This window comes from Candidatus Schekmanbacteria bacterium RIFCSPLOWO2_02_FULL_38_14, from assembly GCA_001790855.1.
GTDB lineage: Bacteria > Schekmanbacteria > GWA2-38-11 > GWA2-38-11 > GWA2-38-11 > 2-02-FULL-38-14-A.
In genome coordinates this window covers 246,245-264,400 of record MGDH01000011.1, presented here as the reverse complement: position 1 = coordinate 264,400, position 18,156 = coordinate 246,245, and the positions used below count along the sequence as shown (strand labels likewise).

22 protein-coding genes (1 of these 22 running past the window's edge) are annotated in these 18,156 nt (G+C 37.5%); 16 read left to right on the top strand and 6 right to left on the bottom strand.

The features are described from left to right. Positions 1-323: 323 nt before the first annotated feature. Both A3H37_03770 and A3H37_03765 read left to right on the top strand, forming a co-directional pair. Complete coding sequence (locus A3H37_03770; GenBank protein ID OGL50933.1) at positions 324-590, top strand: hypothetical protein; 267 nt, start codon at positions 324-326, stop codon at positions 588-590. Continuing rightward, entirely contained in the window at positions 577-915 is a 339-nt protein-coding gene (locus A3H37_03765) for a hypothetical protein (GenBank protein ID OGL50932.1), read from the top strand. Before A3H37_03770 ends, A3H37_03765 begins: the two co-directional genes overlap by 14 nt. 151 nt (positions 916-1,066) lie before the next feature. Here the strand turns inward: A3H37_03765 and A3H37_03760 are convergent, their stop codons facing one another. Together A3H37_03760 and A3H37_03755 are read right to left on the bottom strand one after the other, a co-directional pair. Beyond that, positions 1,067-2,419 carry a guanine permease gene (locus tag A3H37_03760; protein OGL50931.1) on the bottom strand — a complete coding sequence of 451 codons (1,353 nt, stop codon included), beginning with the start codon at positions 2,417-2,419 and terminating at the stop codon, positions 1,067-1,069. A 2-nt stretch (positions 2,420-2,421) separates the two neighbouring features. Beyond that, a complete protein-coding gene (locus A3H37_03755) occupies positions 2,422-2,997 on the bottom strand; it encodes a hypothetical protein (GenBank protein OGL50930.1) in 576 nt (191 codons plus the stop codon). Positions 2,998-3,158: 161 nt separating this feature from the next. Here A3H37_03755 and A3H37_03750 point away from each other — a divergent pair, with 161 nt between their 5' ends. The 7 genes from A3H37_03750 to A3H37_03720 all read left to right on the top strand — a co-directional run bounded on the left by A3H37_03750 (position 3,159) and on the right by A3H37_03720 (position 9,168). Further along, positions 3,159-3,479 carry a hypothetical protein gene (locus A3H37_03750; protein OGL50929.1) on the top strand — a complete coding sequence of 107 codons (321 nt, stop codon included), beginning with the start codon at positions 3,159-3,161 and terminating at the stop codon, positions 3,477-3,479. Between the two features lie 125 nt (positions 3,480-3,604). Next, positions 3,605-4,291 carry a hypothetical protein gene (locus tag A3H37_03745; GenBank protein ID OGL50928.1) on the top strand — a complete coding sequence of 229 codons (687 nt, stop codon included), beginning with the start codon at positions 3,605-3,607 and terminating at the stop codon, positions 4,289-4,291. 12 nt (positions 4,292-4,303) lie between these two features. Then, on the top strand, positions 4,304-5,686 hold the full coding sequence (locus A3H37_03740) for an adenosylmethionine-8-amino-7-oxononanoate aminotransferase (GenBank protein ID OGL50927.1): 1,383 nt from the start codon (positions 4,304-4,306) through the stop codon (positions 5,684-5,686). Between the two features lie 4 nt (positions 5,687-5,690). Next, positions 5,691-6,050, top strand: a complete 360-nt coding sequence (locus A3H37_03735; GenBank protein OGL50926.1) for a hypothetical protein — start codon at positions 5,691-5,693, stop codon at positions 6,048-6,050. 4 nt (positions 6,051-6,054) lie between these two features. Next, entirely contained in the window at positions 6,055-6,846 is a 792-nt protein-coding gene (locus A3H37_03730; protein ID OGL50925.1) for a hypothetical protein, read from the top strand. Then, on the top strand, positions 6,833-8,053 hold the full coding sequence (locus A3H37_03725) for a hypothetical protein (protein OGL50924.1): 1,221 nt from the start codon (positions 6,833-6,835) through the stop codon (positions 8,051-8,053). The genes A3H37_03730 and A3H37_03725 overlap by 14 nt, the downstream gene beginning before the upstream one ends. Positions 8,054-8,067: 14 nt before the next feature. After that, entirely contained in the window at positions 8,068-9,168 is a 1,101-nt protein-coding gene (locus A3H37_03720; protein OGL50951.1) for a hypothetical protein, read from the top strand. Here A3H37_03720 and A3H37_03715 read toward each other — a convergent pair. Further along, positions 9,163-10,059 (bottom strand): hypothetical protein, encoded by an 897-nt coding sequence (locus tag A3H37_03715; protein ID OGL50923.1) that lies wholly within the window; start codon positions 10,057-10,059, stop codon positions 9,163-9,165. The genes A3H37_03720 and A3H37_03715 overlap by 6 nt on opposite strands. Before the next feature lie 107 nt (positions 10,060-10,166). Between A3H37_03715 and A3H37_03710 the strand changes: the two genes are divergently transcribed. Continuing rightward, positions 10,167-10,517 carry a hypothetical protein gene (locus A3H37_03710; GenBank protein ID OGL50922.1) on the top strand — a complete coding sequence of 117 codons (351 nt, stop codon included), beginning with the start codon at positions 10,167-10,169 and terminating at the stop codon, positions 10,515-10,517. A gap of 54 nt (positions 10,518-10,571) precedes the next feature. Then, positions 10,572-11,957, top strand: a complete 1,386-nt coding sequence (locus A3H37_03705) for a hypothetical protein (protein ID OGL50921.1) — start codon at positions 10,572-10,574, stop codon at positions 11,955-11,957. 70 nt (positions 11,958-12,027) lie between these two features. Here the strand turns inward: A3H37_03705 and A3H37_03700 are convergent, their stop codons facing one another. Together A3H37_03700 and A3H37_03695 are read right to left on the bottom strand one after the other, a co-directional pair. Further along, positions 12,028-12,654 carry a hypothetical protein gene (locus tag A3H37_03700; GenBank protein ID OGL50950.1) on the bottom strand — a complete coding sequence of 209 codons (627 nt, stop codon included), beginning with the start codon at positions 12,652-12,654 and terminating at the stop codon, positions 12,028-12,030. A gap of 128 nt (positions 12,655-12,782) precedes the next feature. Then, entirely contained in the window at positions 12,783-13,229 is a 447-nt protein-coding gene (locus tag A3H37_03695; protein OGL50920.1) for a ribonuclease HI, read from the bottom strand. A gap of 165 nt (positions 13,230-13,394) precedes the next feature. Between A3H37_03695 and A3H37_03690 the strand changes: the two genes are divergently transcribed. From A3H37_03690 to A3H37_03670, 5 genes are all read left to right on the top strand, one after another. Then, the gene (locus A3H37_03690; protein ID OGL50919.1) at positions 13,395-13,715 is read left to right on the top strand and encodes a hypothetical protein; all 321 of its coding nucleotides are present in this window, start codon (positions 13,395-13,397) and stop codon (positions 13,713-13,715) included. Beyond that, entirely contained in the window at positions 13,696-14,382 is a 687-nt protein-coding gene (locus A3H37_03685; protein ID OGL50918.1) for a hypothetical protein, read from the top strand. Before A3H37_03690 ends, A3H37_03685 begins: the two co-directional genes overlap by 20 nt. 247 nt (positions 14,383-14,629) lie before the next feature. Then, complete coding sequence (locus A3H37_03680) at positions 14,630-15,562, top strand: hypothetical protein (protein OGL50917.1); 933 nt, start codon at positions 14,630-14,632, stop codon at positions 15,560-15,562. Positions 15,563-15,686: 124 nt separating this feature from the next. Beyond that, positions 15,687-16,037: a hypothetical protein gene (locus A3H37_03675; protein ID OGL50916.1), complete on the top strand. Its 351-nt coding sequence runs from the start codon at positions 15,687-15,689 to the stop codon at positions 16,035-16,037. A 28-nt stretch (positions 16,038-16,065) separates the two neighbouring features. Next, positions 16,066-16,779, top strand: a complete 714-nt coding sequence (locus tag A3H37_03670; GenBank protein ID OGL50915.1) for a hypothetical protein — start codon at positions 16,066-16,068, stop codon at positions 16,777-16,779. A gap of 30 nt (positions 16,780-16,809) precedes the next feature. Here A3H37_03670 and A3H37_03665 read toward each other — a convergent pair whose 3' ends face one another. Beyond that, a protein-coding gene (locus tag A3H37_03665) for a hypothetical protein (protein OGL50914.1) crosses the window boundary here: on the bottom strand, positions 16,810-18,156 show its 3' portion. It continues 99 nt past the right edge of the window; the window shows 1,347 of its 1,446 coding nt (coding positions 100-1,446); its start codon lies beyond the right edge, outside the window; it ends in the stop codon at positions 16,810-16,812.

The following is an 18,156-nucleotide window of genomic DNA, read 5'->3' as shown; positions in this document are numbered from 1 at the left end:
CCAAACCCTTCGGGCTTCTTTTGCAACGTAAACGTTATCTGCAATTGCCAGGGTTAAGAAATCATAGCTTGCATTGAAGAAATAAGGCGAGAGTTTGCAAATATAAAACTTTTTGATACAGGGGATTGCAAAATCAACCCATTCGACTCCTCTGCTTAAAAGCTAAGGTTTGCTCAGGGTTGATACTGAGCGCAGTCGAAGTATCATTTGCAGGGGTTTTCAAAATCATAACTCCTTTGGTGTTTTTTGAGTGAAGGTTGATAATTGCCATTGACACCAAGGTGTTATTGCTATATATTTATGGGGGTAAGGAGGTAAATATTATGGCAAAGGAGATGAGTTCTTCTGTTAAGAGACCAAGAATCAGTGTAGATGTGGATCAGGAAATCCGTCGTCGTATACGTTTGGCAGCAGCCAAGCGAGATATGAGTGTACGACAATATCTACTTCATGCTATTGAATCTCGGCTTGAGGAAGACTTAGAAGAGCATGAAGTAAGAGAGAATATTCTTGCATTAACCTCTAAAGCTGATCCTGTTTTAGCTGAGCTATGGGATAACGATAAAGATTCTGCTTATGACCGCTTATAACAGAGGGGATGTAGTTCTTGTAAGTTTTATTTACGCTGATGAGACAGGAATAAAATATCGCCCTGCTGTAATTGTTAGCACTGACTCATATCAGCGAGGTAGGAAAGAAGTTATTGTTTTAGCAATTACTAGCAATGTTAATCGTTTATTGGCCGGGGATTATCGCATCGCAGGCTGGAAAGAAGCAGGCCTTCTTTACCCTTCCGTAGCAACAGGAATCTTGAGAACAATAAAGCAATCCATGATTCATCGAAGATTAGGAGTAATGCCACCTAAGGATATGCAATCTATTGAAATTGCCTTGCGAAAGACCTTGGGGTTATAGAGCAAGTTTGCTGCTTCATTAAACTGCGACCTCAAACTCTGATGACTCACGGGCGTAATCCAAACAAGCAGCAATCTGTTTTTCATTATAGTCAATAAAAACCACCTGTCAAGAAAAGGTGTAGATTTAAGATATTTCTTAATGAATTATACTAACGGGTGAGGAAAATATATCTCACAAGAAACAGCACTGAAAACACATAGACAATCCAGTGGACCTCTTTTGCCCTGCCAGAGATTAATTTAAGAAATGAATATGAAATAAATCCAAATGAGATTCCTTCAGTGATGCTGAAGGCATACTGCATAATGGTAAGAGTAAGAAAACTCGGAATTGATTCTGTCGGGTCATCCCAGTTTATTTTTTTTACACTCTGAATCATCATGCTTCCAACAATTATCAGCGCAGGGGCAATCACAGGGTAGAGGATGTTTCCCTTTGCTGTCTGATACCCTCCACCAATCATTTTAACAAGGGGATAAAAAAACAAAGATATAAGCATAAGAAACCCTGTTACCATATTTGCAAGACCTGTTCTACCTCCCTCTGATACTCCGGCTGCGCTTTCTATGTAGCAGGTAATAGTGGATGTTCCAAAGAGTGTGCCTGTTGTTGTCCCCACTGCATCAGAAAAAAGTGCTTTCTGCGCATTTGGCAATTTTCCGTTTTTCATAAGCCCTGCTCTTTCACATACTCCGACAAGTGTTCCAACAGTATCAAAAATGGCAAGAAGGAAGAGTACGAATATGACAGTAATGAAACCGGGCTGGGTAAATACACCCAAGATATCAAGTTTTAAGAAAGTCGGTTTTATGGAAGGAGGAGCACTGATGATTCCCTGATATTTTACAATTCCCATTGGCATTCCCAAAACCGCGGTAGCAATTATTCCCCAGAGAAGCGCTCCGCTAATTTTCAGAGACATCAGCGAGGCAATAAGGATTATTCCAAAAATTGTGAGAATGACTTCCGGGGTTTTTAAATTTCCAAGAGTAACAAAGGTTCCCGGAGAGGGAATAACAAGTCCTCCCCATTCAAATCCAAGAAAGGCAATCAGCAGTCCTATTCCTACGGCAATCGCGTGTTTGAGGGAATCAGGTATTGCTGTAAGGATAAGTTCTCTCAGCCCCCATCGGGATATGAGAATGAAAATAGCGCCTGCAATAAAATTAGCCCCAAGGGCAACCTGCCATGGATAACCCATTCCTCCAATTGCAGCAGAACCGCAGACAGTAAATGCAAAGAAAAAATTATGTCCCATTGCAGGTGCTAAGGCTATGGGATAATTTGCAAGCAAGCCCATTAAAAAGGTAGCAATAGCGCTTGCTATACAGGTTGCTACCATCACAGAACCAAAATCCATTGCCGGTCCGTTTGGATTGCTTAAGATTGCAGGCTGGACAAAGATGATGTAGGAGAGGGTCATGAAGGTAACAATGCCTGCAATTATTTCTGTTTTAACGGTTGTGCCAGCTTCTTTTAATTTGAAAATCTTCTCAAGCATCTTTATTTTTTTCTCAATATTTCTCCAAGTTTCTTCCCTGCCTTTTCAGCCTTCTGCATAATCTCAGGCATATCGCTTACATCACCCATTCCAACCGGTTCAGCGATTTCATCAACTATTTTCATTTTGTTGACCTGAAAGTATGTCTTGATTGTTTCAATGGCTCTAAGGTGTCCGTTTCCTGCTACAGTTGTAACAGGGACAGCAGGTCTTCCTGCAAGAGGCCTTTTCCCGAGAACTTCGATTTCTGCATTCTCCCCGACTCCGCGGTAGAAAATAGCCATAGTTCTGTCAATAAAGCATTTGGCAACCCCTGAGACATCAAGGAAATATGTTGGTGCCCCGAATACCATTGCCCCAGCATTCATCATTTTTTCATAAAGGCTTTGCATCCCATCCATCTGACTGCACTGCCCTTCAGTCATCATGCAGTTATAGCAGCCTGTGCATGGCTTGATTTCAAGGTCTTTTAGATAGACGAGCTCATAATCGCAACCTGATGCTTCAACTATTTTTTTTACTATTTTGTTTGTATTGCTGTCTTCCCTTAAGCTGGCACAGATGCCGAGAATTTTCATAATTACCTCCTTTAAAATTGATTACGCTGATTGTAGACAGATTACGCAGATTGAATAAGTAATCAAGAAAATTTTTGTAAATCAAAATAGTTCTTGCAGGAGAAACTGATATTTTTCCGTATTATTTAAATGAAAACGATAATAAACTCTTTGGCGATGCAATGAAAGAGCTTTGCAAGAGGCACGGAAAGGACTATAAAGGCGAGAAGGTAGGAAGCTATGCAGGAATATATTCATTCAAGCTTGATGAAAAGGATTTTGAATTTTTCAAAAACATGGCTGACACCTACTTCAAGGTATATTCAGGGATAATTGACAGAAGAAAGAATGAGAAGTTTGGTCAGAAGGAGATAGACCACAAGCTAAAGACACACGGATTATGGGCAGAATGGACTATGATTGAAGACGAGGGAACATTGTTTGGTATAAGGAAAGGGATACCTCCTTTAGCTACCCTCTATGATACCAAAGTGTTGCGTTAGATTATTGAACTTGTCTTTTTTTATTGTTTAAAATTTAGAAAAGATATATATACTAGTAGCTTTGTAAAAAAGGAATTAGGGGAAAGTAAAGAGAGAAAAAATTTTTAATGCTATAGGCAAAACATATGAAACCAAAGATATTTGTTTCAATAGATTTTGACGGGACAATAACTGATTCTGATATAACTGATGAGATTTTAAAAGCCTTTGCAAAACCCGAATGGGAAGAGATTGAAAGGCAGTGGGAGCAGGGGATTATTGGTTCAAGGGAATGCCTTTCTCTCCAGTTTTCCCTTGTAGACTCTCCTATTGAAAGGCTTTTGGAATATGTAGATTGCTTTTCTCCAAACAAGAGTTTTTTCCCGTTTATAGATTTTCTCAGAGAAAATCAGATTCCTTTTGCAATCATAAGCGATGGGTTTGATATTTTTATTAAACGGATTCTTTTAAATGCGGGTATAAAAGGTGTTCCTCTTTTCGCAAATAAAATTGAAAACAATGGTAATGGTCTAAAGACAATATTCCCATACAGTGGTAAAGACTGTTCATTTGGCATATGCAAATGCAGTGTGGCTAAAAAGTTAAGTAATGGATATAAAATATTTCATATTGGCGACGGAAGAAGTGATTTTTGCCTTTCAGAAAAAGTCACATACACGTTTTCCAAAGGAAAACTCACGCATTACTGCAGGAAAAACAACCTTCCTCATTCCTCTTTTAAAGATTTCAGCGATATTGAAGCAGTTCTTGAAAAATATCTTAAAAATAGTTTTGACCTTGGTAAAGCAGGTTTTATCTCCATTCTGCAATAAGAAAGGGAAAAAATGGAATCACGCGAACTGACAGAGAAAGAGCTTCTTGAGATTGAAGCAAAATATTGTTCTTTTGGAGATACAGTGCACTATCTTGATGTTCCAAAAATATTTAAGAAGTGTAAGGGTTCATGGCTTTTTGACATGAAGGATAAACCATACCTTGATATGCAGATGTGGTACTCTGCTGTTAGTTTTGGATACAAAAACGAAGAAATAGAAAATTTATACAACAAGCAGATGTCAACACTTCCGCAGCTTGCATCACAATATCTGCACAAGGAAAAGATATTGCTTGCATCAGCCATTTCAAAAGAAACAGAAAAAAGATTTGGAACAAAGGGAAGGGTGCATTTTAATGTTGGCGGGGCACAGGCTATTGAGGACAGCCTGAAACTTGTGCGCAACTATAAGAAAGGGAAATCCCTGATGTTTGCGTTTATGGGCGGGTATCACGGCCGTACATTAGCCGCATCAGAGATTACAAGCAGCTACAGATACAGAAGAAGATACGGACATTTTAGCAATAGGGCATTTTTTGTTCCTTTCCCATACTGCTACAGATGTTTTTATGACAAAAACCGCAATAGCTGCAAATATGAATGCATAAAGCAATTTGAAAAACATTTTGAGACAGAATACTATGGGATTATGGATTTAAAGGAAAAAGAAGCTGAGTACGCCGCATTTTTCATAGAGCCTTTGCAGGCAACAGGTGGTTATATTGTACCGCCTCCTGAATACTTTGGAAGGCTTTCAAAGATTCTAAAAAAATATGGTATCCTTATTGTGGATGATGAGATACAGATGGGATTTTACAGGACCGGTAAAATGTGGGCAATGGAACACTTCAATGTAAAACCTGATGTGATTGCATTTGCAAAAGCCCTTACAAACGGGCTCAATCCGCTTTCAGGTCTTTGGGCAAAAGAGGAATTGATTAATCCAAAAATGTTTCCTCCCGGGTCAACACATTCAACTTTTTCAAGCAATCCCCTTGGCACAGCAGCCGGACTTGCTACAATGAGATTTATAGAAAAAAATAATTTTGAAAAGACTGTAAAGGGAAAAGGAAGTTATATAATATCTAGGTTAAAGAAACTTCAGAAGAAATATAAAGTGATAGGAGATGTAGACGGGTTGGGACTTGCAATAAGGATAGAGCTGACAAAATCTGACAGATTTACACCGGACAGAGAACTTACTGACAGGATTTTTCAGGAAGGAATGAAGGGTGACATAAAGTTTAATGGCAAAAAATATGGTCTGGTTCTGGATGTCGGCGGATACTATAAAAATGTGTTTACTCTTGCTCCAGCACTGACAATAACTGATGATGAAATGGATTTATTCATCACTTTATTTGAATCACTGATTAAAAGATGCGTGAACTAATACAATGATAATCAAATGGATTCCTCTTTTTATAACCGGAGCTGCTATGGAGAGCGTTACACAGATATGCCTCAAAAAAGGAGCAGGAATTCATAGCGGGACAGATGGGTTAGCATACTACATTAAGCTGCTAAAGAACAAATGGGTTATAATTGGCATATTGTCATATCTGGTTGAGATGGTTATATGGATAGTTCTTCTTTCCTATATACCACTTTCAATTGCTTTTCCTCTGACAGGAATCCAGAAAATATTCATAATACTTTTTTCACTTTTTGTGCTGAAAGAAAAAATAAGCAAAACTGAATGGATCGGGGTGGCAATAACCTCATTGGGTATAGCAGTAATAGTACAGGCAGGTTAGTAATATGTCTAATACAGATGATATAAATCTGAATGGCGGGGAAAATGCCGTCCTTTTAATCCACGGATTATCCGGAAGTCCTTTTGAGATGAACTATCTGGCAAAGAAACTGCACAAGGCTGGATTTTCAGTAAGCGTCCCGTGCCTTGCCGGACATGGGTCATCTCTGAGTGACCTTTCAAATGCTTCGTGGAAAGACTGGCACAAATCTATCCTCAATACTTTTCATATCCTTAAAGAAACCCATGACAAGGTTTTTGTTTCAGGGCTTTGCATGGGGGCAGTTTTAGCCCTTTACACAGCTTGTGAACTTGGGAGCGAGGTATCAGCGATATCCCTTATGTCAACAACACTTTTTTATGACGGATGGAGCATCCCATGGTACAGGATTTTTATACCTCTGGCTTATTACACCCCTCTAAGGTATTTTTATTCATACAGGGAAAAAGAACCTTACGGGATAAAAAATGCTTTGCTTAGAAAACATGTTGTCCGCCTGATGAATGAAAAAAATATAGCACACACAAAAATTCCATTTAAATGTTTTTATGAATTGCTTGAGTTCAGCAAGATGGTGCGAAAACTTCTGCCTAAAATTGAAATCCCAACTCTGATTCTGCACTCACTTGAGGATGATGTTGCAAGTATCAGGAATGCGGATTTTGTTGAAAAAAACATAGGCTCGGACAGGGTTAGAAAGATACTGATAGACGACTGTTATCACATGATTACAGTAGACAACAAAAGAGAATTGGTTTCACAGGAAACCATCAATTTTTTTAATGAGCATATTTAGAGAGATTCCTCCAACTGCCGGATTTACTCTTCAGATAAAAGAATTATTCCTGTCATTAAAAGCTGATAATAGAGATGACCTTCTTGAGGAAGACTTCAGACGGTTTCTTGATGCCAGTTATGTGAGAATAACCTGTTCCGGGACTGCCTCTTTTTATCTTATTCTTGAGAGTTTAAAAAAAATATCAACAAAAAAAACAATCATAATTCCTTCCTATATCTGTCCCCTTATCCCTCTTGCCATAAAAAGGGCAGGACTGAAAATTGCTGTGTGTGACATAAGGAAAAGCGATTTTAACTTTTCCTCTTCAATGCTGGAAAAATTATGTTCCTTTAACAGAGATATTTTGGCAATTGTTGCAGTTCACCTTGCAGGGATTCCGCTTGAGTTTGATGCAATAGATGATGTTGCAAAAAAATATGGAATATTTACCATAGAAGACTGCGCACAGTCTCTGGGAGCGGTATACAAAGGGAAAAAAGCAGGAACACTTGGTGATTTTTCTTTTTTCAGTATGTGCAGGGGCAAAGGGATTACTATTTATGAAGGTGGGGCTGTTGTTGCAAACAGAAAGGAACATTCAACTCTTATTGATGAAACAATAGAGAGTCTGGTGAAAATAGATTCTATTTCCGAGGCTCTGCTTGTTATTAAAATGATAGGTTACTGGATATTTTACCGCCCTAGTTTGTTCTGGCTGGTTTTCAGGCTTCCACAGATTTTCTGGAACTGGAGAGGGAACAAGGTTAAGGCTTTGTCAGAATATTTTACAATCAATTTTCCATTACACAGGGTTTCAAAAGCAAGAAGAGCTATAGGGCATAGCCAGTTTAACCGTCTGGAGAATGAAATCAGAAAACAGAGAGAAAAAGCCTCTTATTACATTGAAAGGCTTGAGAATATAAAAGGGGTGAATGTTATCCGGGAATTGCCGGAAACAATGGCTGTTTATCCCTTTGTGACATTAATTTTTGATGATAAGGGGAAAAAAAAGAAGGCTTTGGAAAGCCTTGAATCCTCAGGATTCGGCGTATCAGAAATTTATGCCTGTGCCATATCTGATTACTATTATTTAAAAGAGATTATTCCTGACAGCAACTGCTCAAATGCCCGCTACCTGACAGATAGAGAAATTACACTTTCTACAAGTACATTCCTGAAGAAAAAAGATTTGGATATGGTTGTAAACATTTTGGCTGATTTATAAAAATGTATTCCGGCATGGTCTGTAATAACACGAAAAAATATCTTAACCTTCTTGAACCAGAAGAGGTAGTAAACAGATTTTTGAATAATCCGCCCGAAGGGTTTGATCCTGTTATTCTTGAGGTGGAGAGCAAGAATGTTCCTGGATTCCTTGCGGAGCTGGACCTTTTTATCACTGCAGATGAAAGTGTTAAAAGGCTGTTTCAAAAATACAGAAAACTGATTCCCGGGTTTGTTAAAAATTTTTTTACACCAAAAGTATTTTTTGTCGGCACCACGGTTTCTGAATATGCCTTGTTCCCAAGCGGAACCGATTTAAAAAGCCTTAAGGATTCTGCCTTTAAAAGATTAAAAGAGACGGGTTTAAAGTTTCTTATATTTAAGGACATTCCTTCTGAATCTCCTCTTCTTTCAGGGATTGAGAATGAATTTTCAAAAAAGTTAATTTCATACCTTGAAAAGAGCGGGTTTTTGGTCATCTTTGGCCAGGCATTGGCTTATGTGCAGATTGATTTCAGTTCTGTTGATGAATATCTTGGCAGGTTTTCACGGTCAAGAAGAAAGGATTTTAAGAGGAAACTCCGGGTTTTCCCTCAGGTCAGCATCAGTAAAATTCCTTTAGGCGATGAGTTTTTTAATGAAGAAACTATAGAGCTTCTCTATAAATATTATCTTGACGTATATGAAAACAGCAAGATCCATTTTGATAAGCTGACATATCAGTTTTTCAAAAAACTTTTAACCGACAAAGAAAACAATGGAATGGTTTTTCTCTATAAAAGTCAGGATAAGGTTATAGGCTACAATCTGTGTTTTATGGTTCAGGATTATCTGATTGATAAATACATAGGCTTCCTTTATCCTGAAGCCTTGGAATATAACCTTTATTTTCTGAGCTGGTTTTATAACTTAAGCTACTGCATTGAAAATAATATTAAGACATATATAGCTGGCTGGACTGACCCTGAAATCAAGTCTTACCTTGGCGCAAGGTTTACATACACCTATCACGCTGTTTATATCAAAAACCCTGTTCTGAGATTTGTTTTAACGAGGTTCAAGTCATTATTTGAATCAGATAAACGTATAATTGAAAAACTTGACAGCAATTTATAAATCTATTCCATTTATTAAAGAAATAAGCTTTATATTAAAATTCTCATGCCTGAGACGTTCCTGTTCAACAGAAGGGAAAACCTTCTTGTCTCCATCCAACCATTTCATTATTTTTTTTACAGGGCTTTTAAAATCATGGGTTGAGATGTCTCCTGCAATATCAACAGCAAAAACATACGGAAGTATTTCCCTGATACATTGCAGGAGGTTATTTTCTGATAGCTCTCCCTGGTCCCATGTTGTTTTCAATGATTTTTCCCGGAGTACATCCTTGTCTATGGAAAGGTAAACAGGAGCATTTGTGCTTTGAACATGTTTTTTTAAAGTTTCTGATATATGTTTTTTTGAAGATATATTTTCTTCAATTTTATAACTGCTTAAAAATTTTGTTAGTTTTGGGACAGTGGAGAGGCAATAATATTTTACCTTGCCGGTTTTTATAGCAGAGTAATGGTTTTGTAAGATATTAATACCCTTTGTATCTGCTGAAGCGATTCCAAATACAGCGGTATTTAAAACATTCGGAAGCTTGCTTGCGTGATATACCCACGAACCGCAATGTATGCCAAATGGAAAAACCATGTTGTCGGGGTGGTTGTCAAAAACAATGACCTGAAATGGTTCTTTGATTATGTTTTTTATTAAGAGGTAGCTTACATGATGAAAATCACCACTGCCGAGAAAAAATATCTTATGATTTTTAATCTGCTCTTTTATTTCATTTTCAAGAATTTTAAAATGATTAAAACTTGCAGAATAGCGGATTTCTTCTTCCCTGTTTCTCATATCAAGCCTGTCTGCTTTGAAAGGGAGAGAAACAGAGCCGTCAAAATCAATTATCAGGACATCCCGGAAGAGGTCGTTATCAGTAAATCTATTTTTAGTGTCCATAACTATTTAGCTTCCAATTTATTATAATATAGATAATAATTTAAAGTATATAATTTATTAATAAACATAGGAAGAATGGAAATACATTTAGGACATGAATTCAGCAAATGAAAACTCTTTTTTACTGGGTTTTACTGATATTGTCAGATACTATTGCACAGCTATTGTTAAAGATGGGGGCTGTGAGCCTTCCATCATCAGGGCTAAAGATTAATTATCTTATAATCGTTGGTTATAGTTTTTATATTTTTTCTTTTATTGCATGGATGCAGATTTTAAAATCTACAAAACTATCCATAGCATTAACAACAGCATCCGTTCTTTACATAACTGTTGCCATTGTTTCTTATATTTTCCTTGATGAAGTAATAACAGATAAAATCATTATTGGGACAATTCTTATTTCATCAGGTATCTTTATCATAAACTGGGGCAATAAGGACAAAGAAGAAAAATAACTTTGGCTATAAGCTTAAGAAACGTTTCAAGGCAGATGTTTTTTGGAGTCTGGAATGGAAATAAGCAATACATATCCTCGTTTTAAAAATGCGCTCTGTATGTACCCTTATAAAAAAGAGCTGGCTTCAATGGGGTTTATGCCTCCGCTGGGGCTTGAATACATAGCCACTGTTTTGAGTAAATCCTGTGAAAGGGTAAGTATTGTTGACCTCAGATATGAAAAGAATGGATTGAATTATTTTTTTAAGAACAAGCCGGACCTTGCATGTGTGAGCGTAAACTGGGATCAGGAGAAGAATAATGTCAGGAGACGTATACTGGAAATTCCTCCTGATATCTTTACAATAGTTGGCGGAAGGGCGGCTACGGATGATGTGGATAATTTATTCAGTGAATGTCCTAATATTGACATAATTGTTAAGGGTGACGGAGAGAATACAATAAGGGAGATTATAGAGAATAAGCCGCTGAGCGAGATACAGGGAATTTCTTACAGAAATAAAGGAGAAATCATCCACAACCCTTATAGAAAACTAGAGAAACTTGACCCTTACTTTATAATAGACAGGAGCCTGAGAAAGTACGAGTACAAGTTGATTAGCAATGGATTTGATTTTGGATATACAGTTGACGGAATATTCTCTTCGCGGGGATGTCCTTACAACTGCTCCTTTTGCTCCTTTAATAATTCAGCAGGAGGAGGAAGGCGAAAGTGGGAAGGAAGGTCTCCTGAAACTGTGGTTAAGGAAATCAAGAGTATTAAATCAGATGTGATAATATTTCTTGATGAGAACTTCACCTTTAACACAGAAGGAGTAAATGAAATCTGTGATATCCTGATACGTGAAAAAGTTAATAAGATGTTTACTGCCAATGCAAGAGTAGATGTGGCTAAAAGCCCTGAAACTATCAGAAAAATGCAGAAAGCAGGGTTTAAGGTTCTGCTGTTTGGAATCGAGTCGGCACAGAACAGGATATTAAAGCAATTCAATAAAGGTTTCACAATCGAGGAAGCAAGAGAATGCTTCAGTGTATTAAGACAACATGATATGTATTACCACGGCTACTTTATAATTGGTTCTCCTGAGGAAACAAGGGATGAGATGTTTGGTATTGCAGGTTTTGCAAAACAGATAGGGCTCCATTCAATAGGTGTCAGCAATCTGCGTTGTTCTCAGTATGCTCCATTGTATAATGTGATAAAAAAACTTAATGGATACCAGTTGGATAAAAGAGGAAGGGTTTATTCTGATACCTACTCTGTTGCAGACCTTAAGAAAATAAGAAAGGCTATATACCGCAAATTCTATAACCTGTCATCTTTCTGGAAAATATTTTCATTTGCGATTTTTCACAGGGTGCTTAAACCCAAAGTGTTTTTTTCTCTTATAAAATCTTCATGTAATATTATGGTTGGACACATGGCAGATAGAAATTAAAAACAGAATAGCTACCAATCTACTGGGTTCCCGCCTTCGCGGGAATGACGGAAAGTAAGCTTGAGTGATTTTATGGCAGAGCTTCAAACTCTTCAAGAGTTTTGCATTTCATTGCAGGGTTTGTTTTTTTCTCCTGCCCGATTGTGGAATGAGCCCCTCCGTAGCTGTGTCCGGGATAAACTTCAATATTATCAGGAAGGGTTTTTAATTTCTCATTTATGCTGTTAAAAAGTTCTTTGGAACTTCCGTCTCCCAAATCCGTTCTTCCGCAATCTCCGACAAAAAGGGTATCCCCTGTAATCAGTTTCTTGTCATCTACGAGCAGGCAGATACCTCCCTTTGTATGCCCCGGTGTGTGAATGATTTTTACAGTTATGTTGCCAACATTTATCTCATCTCCGTCATTAACTTCAATGTCAACTGTAATGCTATTTCTTTTAAGGCTTCCTGTTTCTTTTTTGTGGGCTATGATTTTTGCTCCTGTCTTTGATGCTGTTTCAATATGTCCGCCAGTATGGTCAAAATGACCGTGGGTTGTGAAGATGTATTTGATTTTGTAACCGTCAGAATTTGCAGCTTTAATTATTCTATCTACTTCAAAGGCAGGGTCAACAACAGCAGCTTCCTTTGTTTTTTCACAGCCAAAAAGGTATGAATAATTTCCCATCTGTCCTAAAGGAATCTGTTTGAAGTACATAATGCTCCTTTCTGGAAAGCCTTCAGCCTTCAGCAATCAGCAATCAGCAGGATAGGCGGGACATTCTTGTCCCGCAAATAGACGGGGTTAGAAAACCCCGTCTATCAAAATTGTCTAGCTGATAGCTGTCAGCTTTTTCGACTTTTGATTTTTTCAATGTATTCCCTTGCAAGCTCATCACACCTTTCATTCTCAGGATGTCCATCGTGTCCCTTTATCCATTCCCACTTTATATTATGTTTTTTTGAAAGTTCAAGAAGCTTGAGCCAGAGGTCTTTATTCTTTACAGGGTCTTTCTGGGAATTTATCCATCCTCTTTTCTGCCAGCCAAAAATCCATTCAGTCATCCCCTTTACAAGGTATTGAGAATCGCTGACTACTGTTATTTTGGAGTGGTGTTTTATCTTCTCAATTGCTTTTATTGCAGCAATGAGTTCCATCCTGTTGTTTGTTGTAGCAGGACTGCCTCCCTTGAATTCTGCTGATTTGCAACTCTTTTTTATTATGTACCCAAATCCTCCGGGCCCGGGATTTCCGCTGCACGCCCCGTCGCAGTAGATTGTAATTTCTTGCATGAGGATAGTTAAATGGGATTAATTGAGATAGTCAAGAGGAAATTGATTAGTACCTGTTACCCAACATATATCAAAACAATCACTTTTGTTGGGTAACTTATTGTTTGACATTAGTTACCCAACAAGTTATATTACTTAATAGTTTGTTAGGTAACAGGAGAAGTTATGAGAGGAGTAATAAAAGGAGTTTTAGCAGAAGAACTTGAGAACTCTCTTCGTATGAAAAAAGAATACGATGAAGTCTTGGGAAAATTACCTAAAGGATGTATTTCTATTAAAAAAATAAAAGGCCATGAGTATTATTATTTGGTAAAAAGAGAAGGAAAAAAAGTAAAACATATTTATAGAGGGAAAATATCAGGGAAAGAAAAAAAGAAATATGAAGAAGCTAAAATACTAAGGGCTAAATATAGACAGCTATTATCTCAAGTAAAAAAACAAATTAGGTTCTTAAGGAGTTCTCTCCGTGGAAAAGAAGCAATCTGAGTTGTGTCTTGAAATATTAACCCGCTTTCATAACGCAGGCATATTAGACAATTTTATTCTAATAGGCAGCTGGTGTGTCTACTTTTATAAAGATTATTTTTCTAATGTTCCATATATTGACCAAGCGACTCTTAAAACAAGAGACCTTGATTTTCTGATAAACGACCCTTCGAAAATAAGAAATAAAGTAGATATACCAGAACTTCTTAAAGACTTAGGTTTTGTTACCATCTTTAATAGAAGCAAAGGATATATTAAACTTGACCATCCAAATCTTATCCTTGAATTTTTAGTTCCGGAGAAAGGCAAAAGTATAAATAAACCTTATCCTTTGCCAAAACTCGGTTTAAACGCTACTCCTTTGAGATTTCTGAACTTTTTATCAAGTAATACCATAAAGATTAGAATGAAAGGTTTTTATTTAACTCTGCCACATCCCGCCAACTTTGCTTTGCACAAGCTAATAATTTTTCAGCGGAGGTTAAAAAAAGAAAAAGCTATTAAAGACAGGAATGTTGCTATTGAGATTCTAAAAATACTAATAAATAAAGGTGAATCAAGCATCATAAAAAATGTTTTTAATTCAATTCCTCAAAAATGGCAGAAAAAGATAAGAGAGGGATTAAAAGAGAGTGAGGATAGAGAGATTTTAGAGGTACTGAAGTGATAATTTGATCTTTTAAAATATTTCTGAAGTTTAAATGTATTATCTACTGACTTATTGCCTATAACTTACAGCTTATAGCTAAATAATCTGTGCAATCAACCCTTTCATTTCATAGATTAAATTTCTTTGACAGTAGAAAATATTTATGATTTAAAAAAACTAACTTAGATTCATTCATTTATAAAGAGGACAAGTATTTTTTATGATATAATAAACTTTGCCTACCCGCTCACAATAAGGAGGAATAATGGCTAATTTATTTTGGAAACAAAAAGGGGATAAAACGCTAAACTTATTGTCATCCCCGTTTGCCTCAGAAGAGGAGTTTGAAAAGGTCATTTTTCAAACAAAAGAAATACTTGAGGACATATTTCTTATCAAAAGACAAGTCAGGGGCGGGAAGAAGGCAGGTATTCCAGATATAGTTGGAATTGATAACGATGGTAATGTTTGTATTGTTGAAATGAAGAATGTTACTATCGATGCATCTGTAATTCCTCAGGTTCTTGCTTATGCTTTTTGGGCACAGAAAAATCCAGACTCAATCAAGAATCTTTGGCTTGAAGCACCTGAACAGCCTGAAGATGTTGTAGTCAACTGGGACAATTATGAAGTCCGAATTATTATCATAGCTCCAGCTATTGAGCATTCTACATTGGAGTTGGTAAATACTATAAATTATCCAGTTGACTTAATTGAAATAAAAAGATGGACTGAGGGAACAAATCAGTTCCTTCTTGTCAACAAACTGGAACCAGAGCAACCCAAAAAGGTTAGAACTGTTCGTGGCCTCGAAGTTTATGACCGTGCATTTTATGAAGATCACTACAACAAGAATAGTGTTGAAGCATTTCTTTCGTTTGCTCAAGAAACAGAAAAATTAATCAAGTCAAAAGGATGGCCACTTGAAATGAAATTTAATAAACATTATTGTGGTTTTAAACATGGTTTTTTCAACGCTTTTGGTATTAAATGGATTGGTTCGAAGACCTTCGCTTTCTTTTTTAAATTACCCAAAACTGTTGCTGTAAAAATACAGCCTCAGGGTTTAAAAATGGATAGGTATGAAGACCTGTGGAAAGAAGCAGTATACAAGATTAACCCTTCTGCAACAAAAGTAAAATCGTTTTTTCCACTATTTCGAAAATCATTAGACTTCTTAATGGGAAAAGAAGATTAATAGAGCAACCACAAAGTTAATAGAATAACTGTTCCTTAATTGTTTATCTGACTAAATAAGCTGATTATGTATCAGGAATGTTATTGGAAGGAATTTAATGATGAGAAGTTGTTGAGAATATTTTATGCGTGACCTTTATTCCCCAAACAACGAAGTAGAACTGGCTTTGCTCAAAAGCATCCTTGATGCAGAGGGGATAAATTATTTTGTCAGGAATGATAAGTTTGGTTCTCTTGAGATTGGTCCCAAGATTGAGCTTTTAAACAAGAAGATGATAATGGTTCAGGATGACCAATATGAAAAGGCAAAAGAGCTTTTAAAGGATTATCTTGAGAGTACTGGTGAGAAAAACGGGTCTGTTGAAAAGAAATATTCAATAGCTGATTATGTCAGAATGGTGATTGAGTTTTTGCTCTTTGGATGGATAATGCCCGGAATGAGGAAAAGTAAAAAATTGGATAATAATGAGAAATAGCTAACCTGACTTAAGGAGATTAATTGTAATGTCAAATGGAATGCTTATACTTGCGCTGACAGCGGCTTCAGTAGGTTTTTTTCATACATTGCTTGGACCTGACCACTATATTCCATTTGTTGTAATGGCACGGGCAAGAAAATGGTCATCAGTCAAAACAATGTGGATTACTGCTCTGTGCGGTGTTGGACACATAGCGAGCTCTGTTGTACTTGGAACTTTGGGAATCGCTCTGGGAATTACTGTTACAAAACTTGAAGCAGTAGAATCGTTTCGCGGTAACCTTGCTGCATGGATACTCATAGCCTTTGGGCTTGTATATTTTATCTGGGGGTTGCGAAAGGCTATAAGAAACCATCCTCACAAACATCTGCATATCCACAGAGATGAAAATACCCACATCCACACACATGGACACAACAAAGAACATGTACATGTCCATACAGAAAAAAGTGCTGCAAACCTCACACCGTGGATTTTATTTACAATATTTGTTTTTGGACCCTGTGAGCCATTAATACCTATACTGATGTACCCTGCTGCAAGAGGAAGTTTTTTGGATTTAGTTTTTGTAACTGCTGTTTTTAGTCTGGTAACAATTGTGACAATGCTTGGTGTTGTATTAGTTTCATCTATGGGAATAAATCTTCTGCCAATGGAAAGATTGGAACGATACACCCACGCTTTAGCTGGTGCCACGATATGCTTTTGTGGGATGGCAATCCAATTTCTTGGGTTATAGTTATAGGGAATTGAAGTGGTGTAACTCCATTTATTTGCTTTTCAACAATGCCTTTGCTGCAAAGATGCCTGACATTGCTGCAAGGCCGGTTCCAAAACCCGGATAGGTTGACTGCCCCGCGTGGAAGAGTCCCTGAATAGGGGACTTGTGCGGGAACTGAGCCTTTGGGTCTGCAGCCGGCGATATGCCGTAAATTGCGCCTTTGTAGAGATGCATCTGCTCAATAAAATCCCTTGGGCTTCTCACACGTTTCACAGCAACCTCAATCTTGTGTATCTTTTTAAGCTCTCTGATTGCAACCTCAGCCACTCTTTCCTTTTCCTCATCCCATTTTTCAAGGGGTATGTCCTGCTTGATTGGAGGGAACATTTCAATTATGCTTTTGCCCTGAGGAGCAAGTTCGGGCATTGTTACTGTTGGTACAGAATAGATAACTGAGTGCATTTTACTTTCTTCTGGCAGAAAGGCTTTATCCTGTTCCTCCATCATTGGGATTACTTTATTGGAATGGCTTTTTGTATCAATTTTATTTGAAAGCCCGAGCTGGAGATTAAGGGCTTTTTGGGAGAGGGGAGCAGTATCAACCTTCTTCTTCATATCAGGCGGGACAAAATCCGGCTCAATCAGTTCACTATAAGTGAGCATTCCACTGGCTGTTGATATGACAGCATCTGTCTGAACATAACCATATCCGTCAACAAGAACAGCCTTGACACGGTTGTTTTTTACAAGAATTTTTTCAACAGACGATTTTAAATGAATTTCAGCGCCATTTTTTTTCAGTATATCTGCAAGCACCTCGGTGATTCTTCCCATGCCTCCTTCAGGAAGGTGAAAGCCTTCACTAATCATTGCAACAGGTCCCAGTATCAGTGAAACCGGGGCTTTCATCGGAGGAACCCATGCATACAGCATTATTCCTGCGATTGCAGAACGGACTGACTCATCGCTAAATGATTTATACATCTCCTGCGCAATTGTTCCTTTAAACTTGCTCAGATGTTTCCATCCCTTTGCAAGCAAATGGAGCATTGAAAAAGGACGGATAAGGATATCGTCAGAAAAAAGGCGTAGGACCGGATTCCATTTATTCATGAAGTTTTTGAATTCTCTATTAACCTTGTCCATGTCAATTTTTCTTGGACAGTTTTCAATGGATATTTCAGTTCCGTCGCCAAGAGTTACAATTGTTCCGTCAGGAAGAGTGGTCTTAAGATTTGCAGTTATTTTTCTCATTGGAATCAGGGAGGCTCTGTCAAGGTCCAGTTCTTCAAATACATGATTAAAGATTCCCGGGAATGCCAGATATAAAGCCCCGTCATTGAAAATATATCCGTTGGTTTCTGTATTGGCACAGCATCCGCCAACCTTTTCATT

Excerpts from the sequence above, each read along its gene's own strand:
- A3H37_03770 (OGL50933.1), top strand. The coding sequence starts at position 324 with ATGGCAAAGGAGATGAGTTCTTCTGTTAAGAGACCAAGAATCAGTGTA.
- A3H37_03765 (OGL50932.1), top strand. The coding sequence starts at position 577 with ATGACCGCTTATAACAGAGGGGATGTAGTTCTTGTAAGTTTTATTTAC.
- A3H37_03760 (OGL50931.1), bottom strand. The coding sequence starts at position 2,419 with ATGCTTGAGAAGATTTTCAAATTAAAAGAAGCTGGCACAACCGTTAAA.
- A3H37_03755 (OGL50930.1), bottom strand. The coding sequence starts at position 2,997 with ATGAAAATTCTCGGCATCTGTGCCAGCTTAAGGGAAGACAGCAATACA.
- A3H37_03750 (OGL50929.1), top strand. The coding sequence starts at position 3,159 with ATGAAAGAGCTTTGCAAGAGGCACGGAAAGGACTATAAAGGCGAGAAG.
- A3H37_03745 (OGL50928.1), top strand. The coding sequence starts at position 3,605 with ATGAAACCAAAGATATTTGTTTCAATAGATTTTGACGGGACAATAACT.
- A3H37_03740 (OGL50927.1), top strand. The coding sequence starts at position 4,304 with ATGGAATCACGCGAACTGACAGAGAAAGAGCTTCTTGAGATTGAAGCA.
- A3H37_03735 (OGL50926.1), top strand. The coding sequence starts at position 5,691 with ATGATAATCAAATGGATTCCTCTTTTTATAACCGGAGCTGCTATGGAG.
- A3H37_03730 (OGL50925.1), top strand. The coding sequence starts at position 6,055 with ATGTCTAATACAGATGATATAAATCTGAATGGCGGGGAAAATGCCGTC.
- A3H37_03725 (OGL50924.1), top strand. The coding sequence starts at position 6,833 with ATGAGCATATTTAGAGAGATTCCTCCAACTGCCGGATTTACTCTTCAG.
- A3H37_03720 (OGL50951.1), top strand. The coding sequence starts at position 8,068 with ATGGTCTGTAATAACACGAAAAAATATCTTAACCTTCTTGAACCAGAA.
- A3H37_03715 (OGL50923.1), bottom strand. The coding sequence starts at position 10,059 with ATGGACACTAAAAATAGATTTACTGATAACGACCTCTTCCGGGATGTC.
- A3H37_03710 (OGL50922.1), top strand. The coding sequence starts at position 10,167 with ATGAAAACTCTTTTTTACTGGGTTTTACTGATATTGTCAGATACTATT.
- A3H37_03705 (OGL50921.1), top strand. The coding sequence starts at position 10,572 with ATGGAAATAAGCAATACATATCCTCGTTTTAAAAATGCGCTCTGTATG.
- A3H37_03700 (OGL50950.1), bottom strand. The coding sequence starts at position 12,654 with ATGTACTTCAAACAGATTCCTTTAGGACAGATGGGAAATTATTCATAC.
- A3H37_03695 (OGL50920.1), bottom strand. The coding sequence starts at position 13,229 with ATGCAAGAAATTACAATCTACTGCGACGGGGCGTGCAGCGGAAATCCC.
- A3H37_03690 (OGL50919.1), top strand. The coding sequence starts at position 13,395 with ATGAGAGGAGTAATAAAAGGAGTTTTAGCAGAAGAACTTGAGAACTCT.
- A3H37_03680 (OGL50917.1), top strand. The coding sequence starts at position 14,630 with ATGGCTAATTTATTTTGGAAACAAAAAGGGGATAAAACGCTAAACTTA.
- A3H37_03675 (OGL50916.1), top strand. The coding sequence starts at position 15,687 with ATGCGTGACCTTTATTCCCCAAACAACGAAGTAGAACTGGCTTTGCTC.
- A3H37_03670 (OGL50915.1), top strand. The coding sequence starts at position 16,066 with ATGTCAAATGGAATGCTTATACTTGCGCTGACAGCGGCTTCAGTAGGT.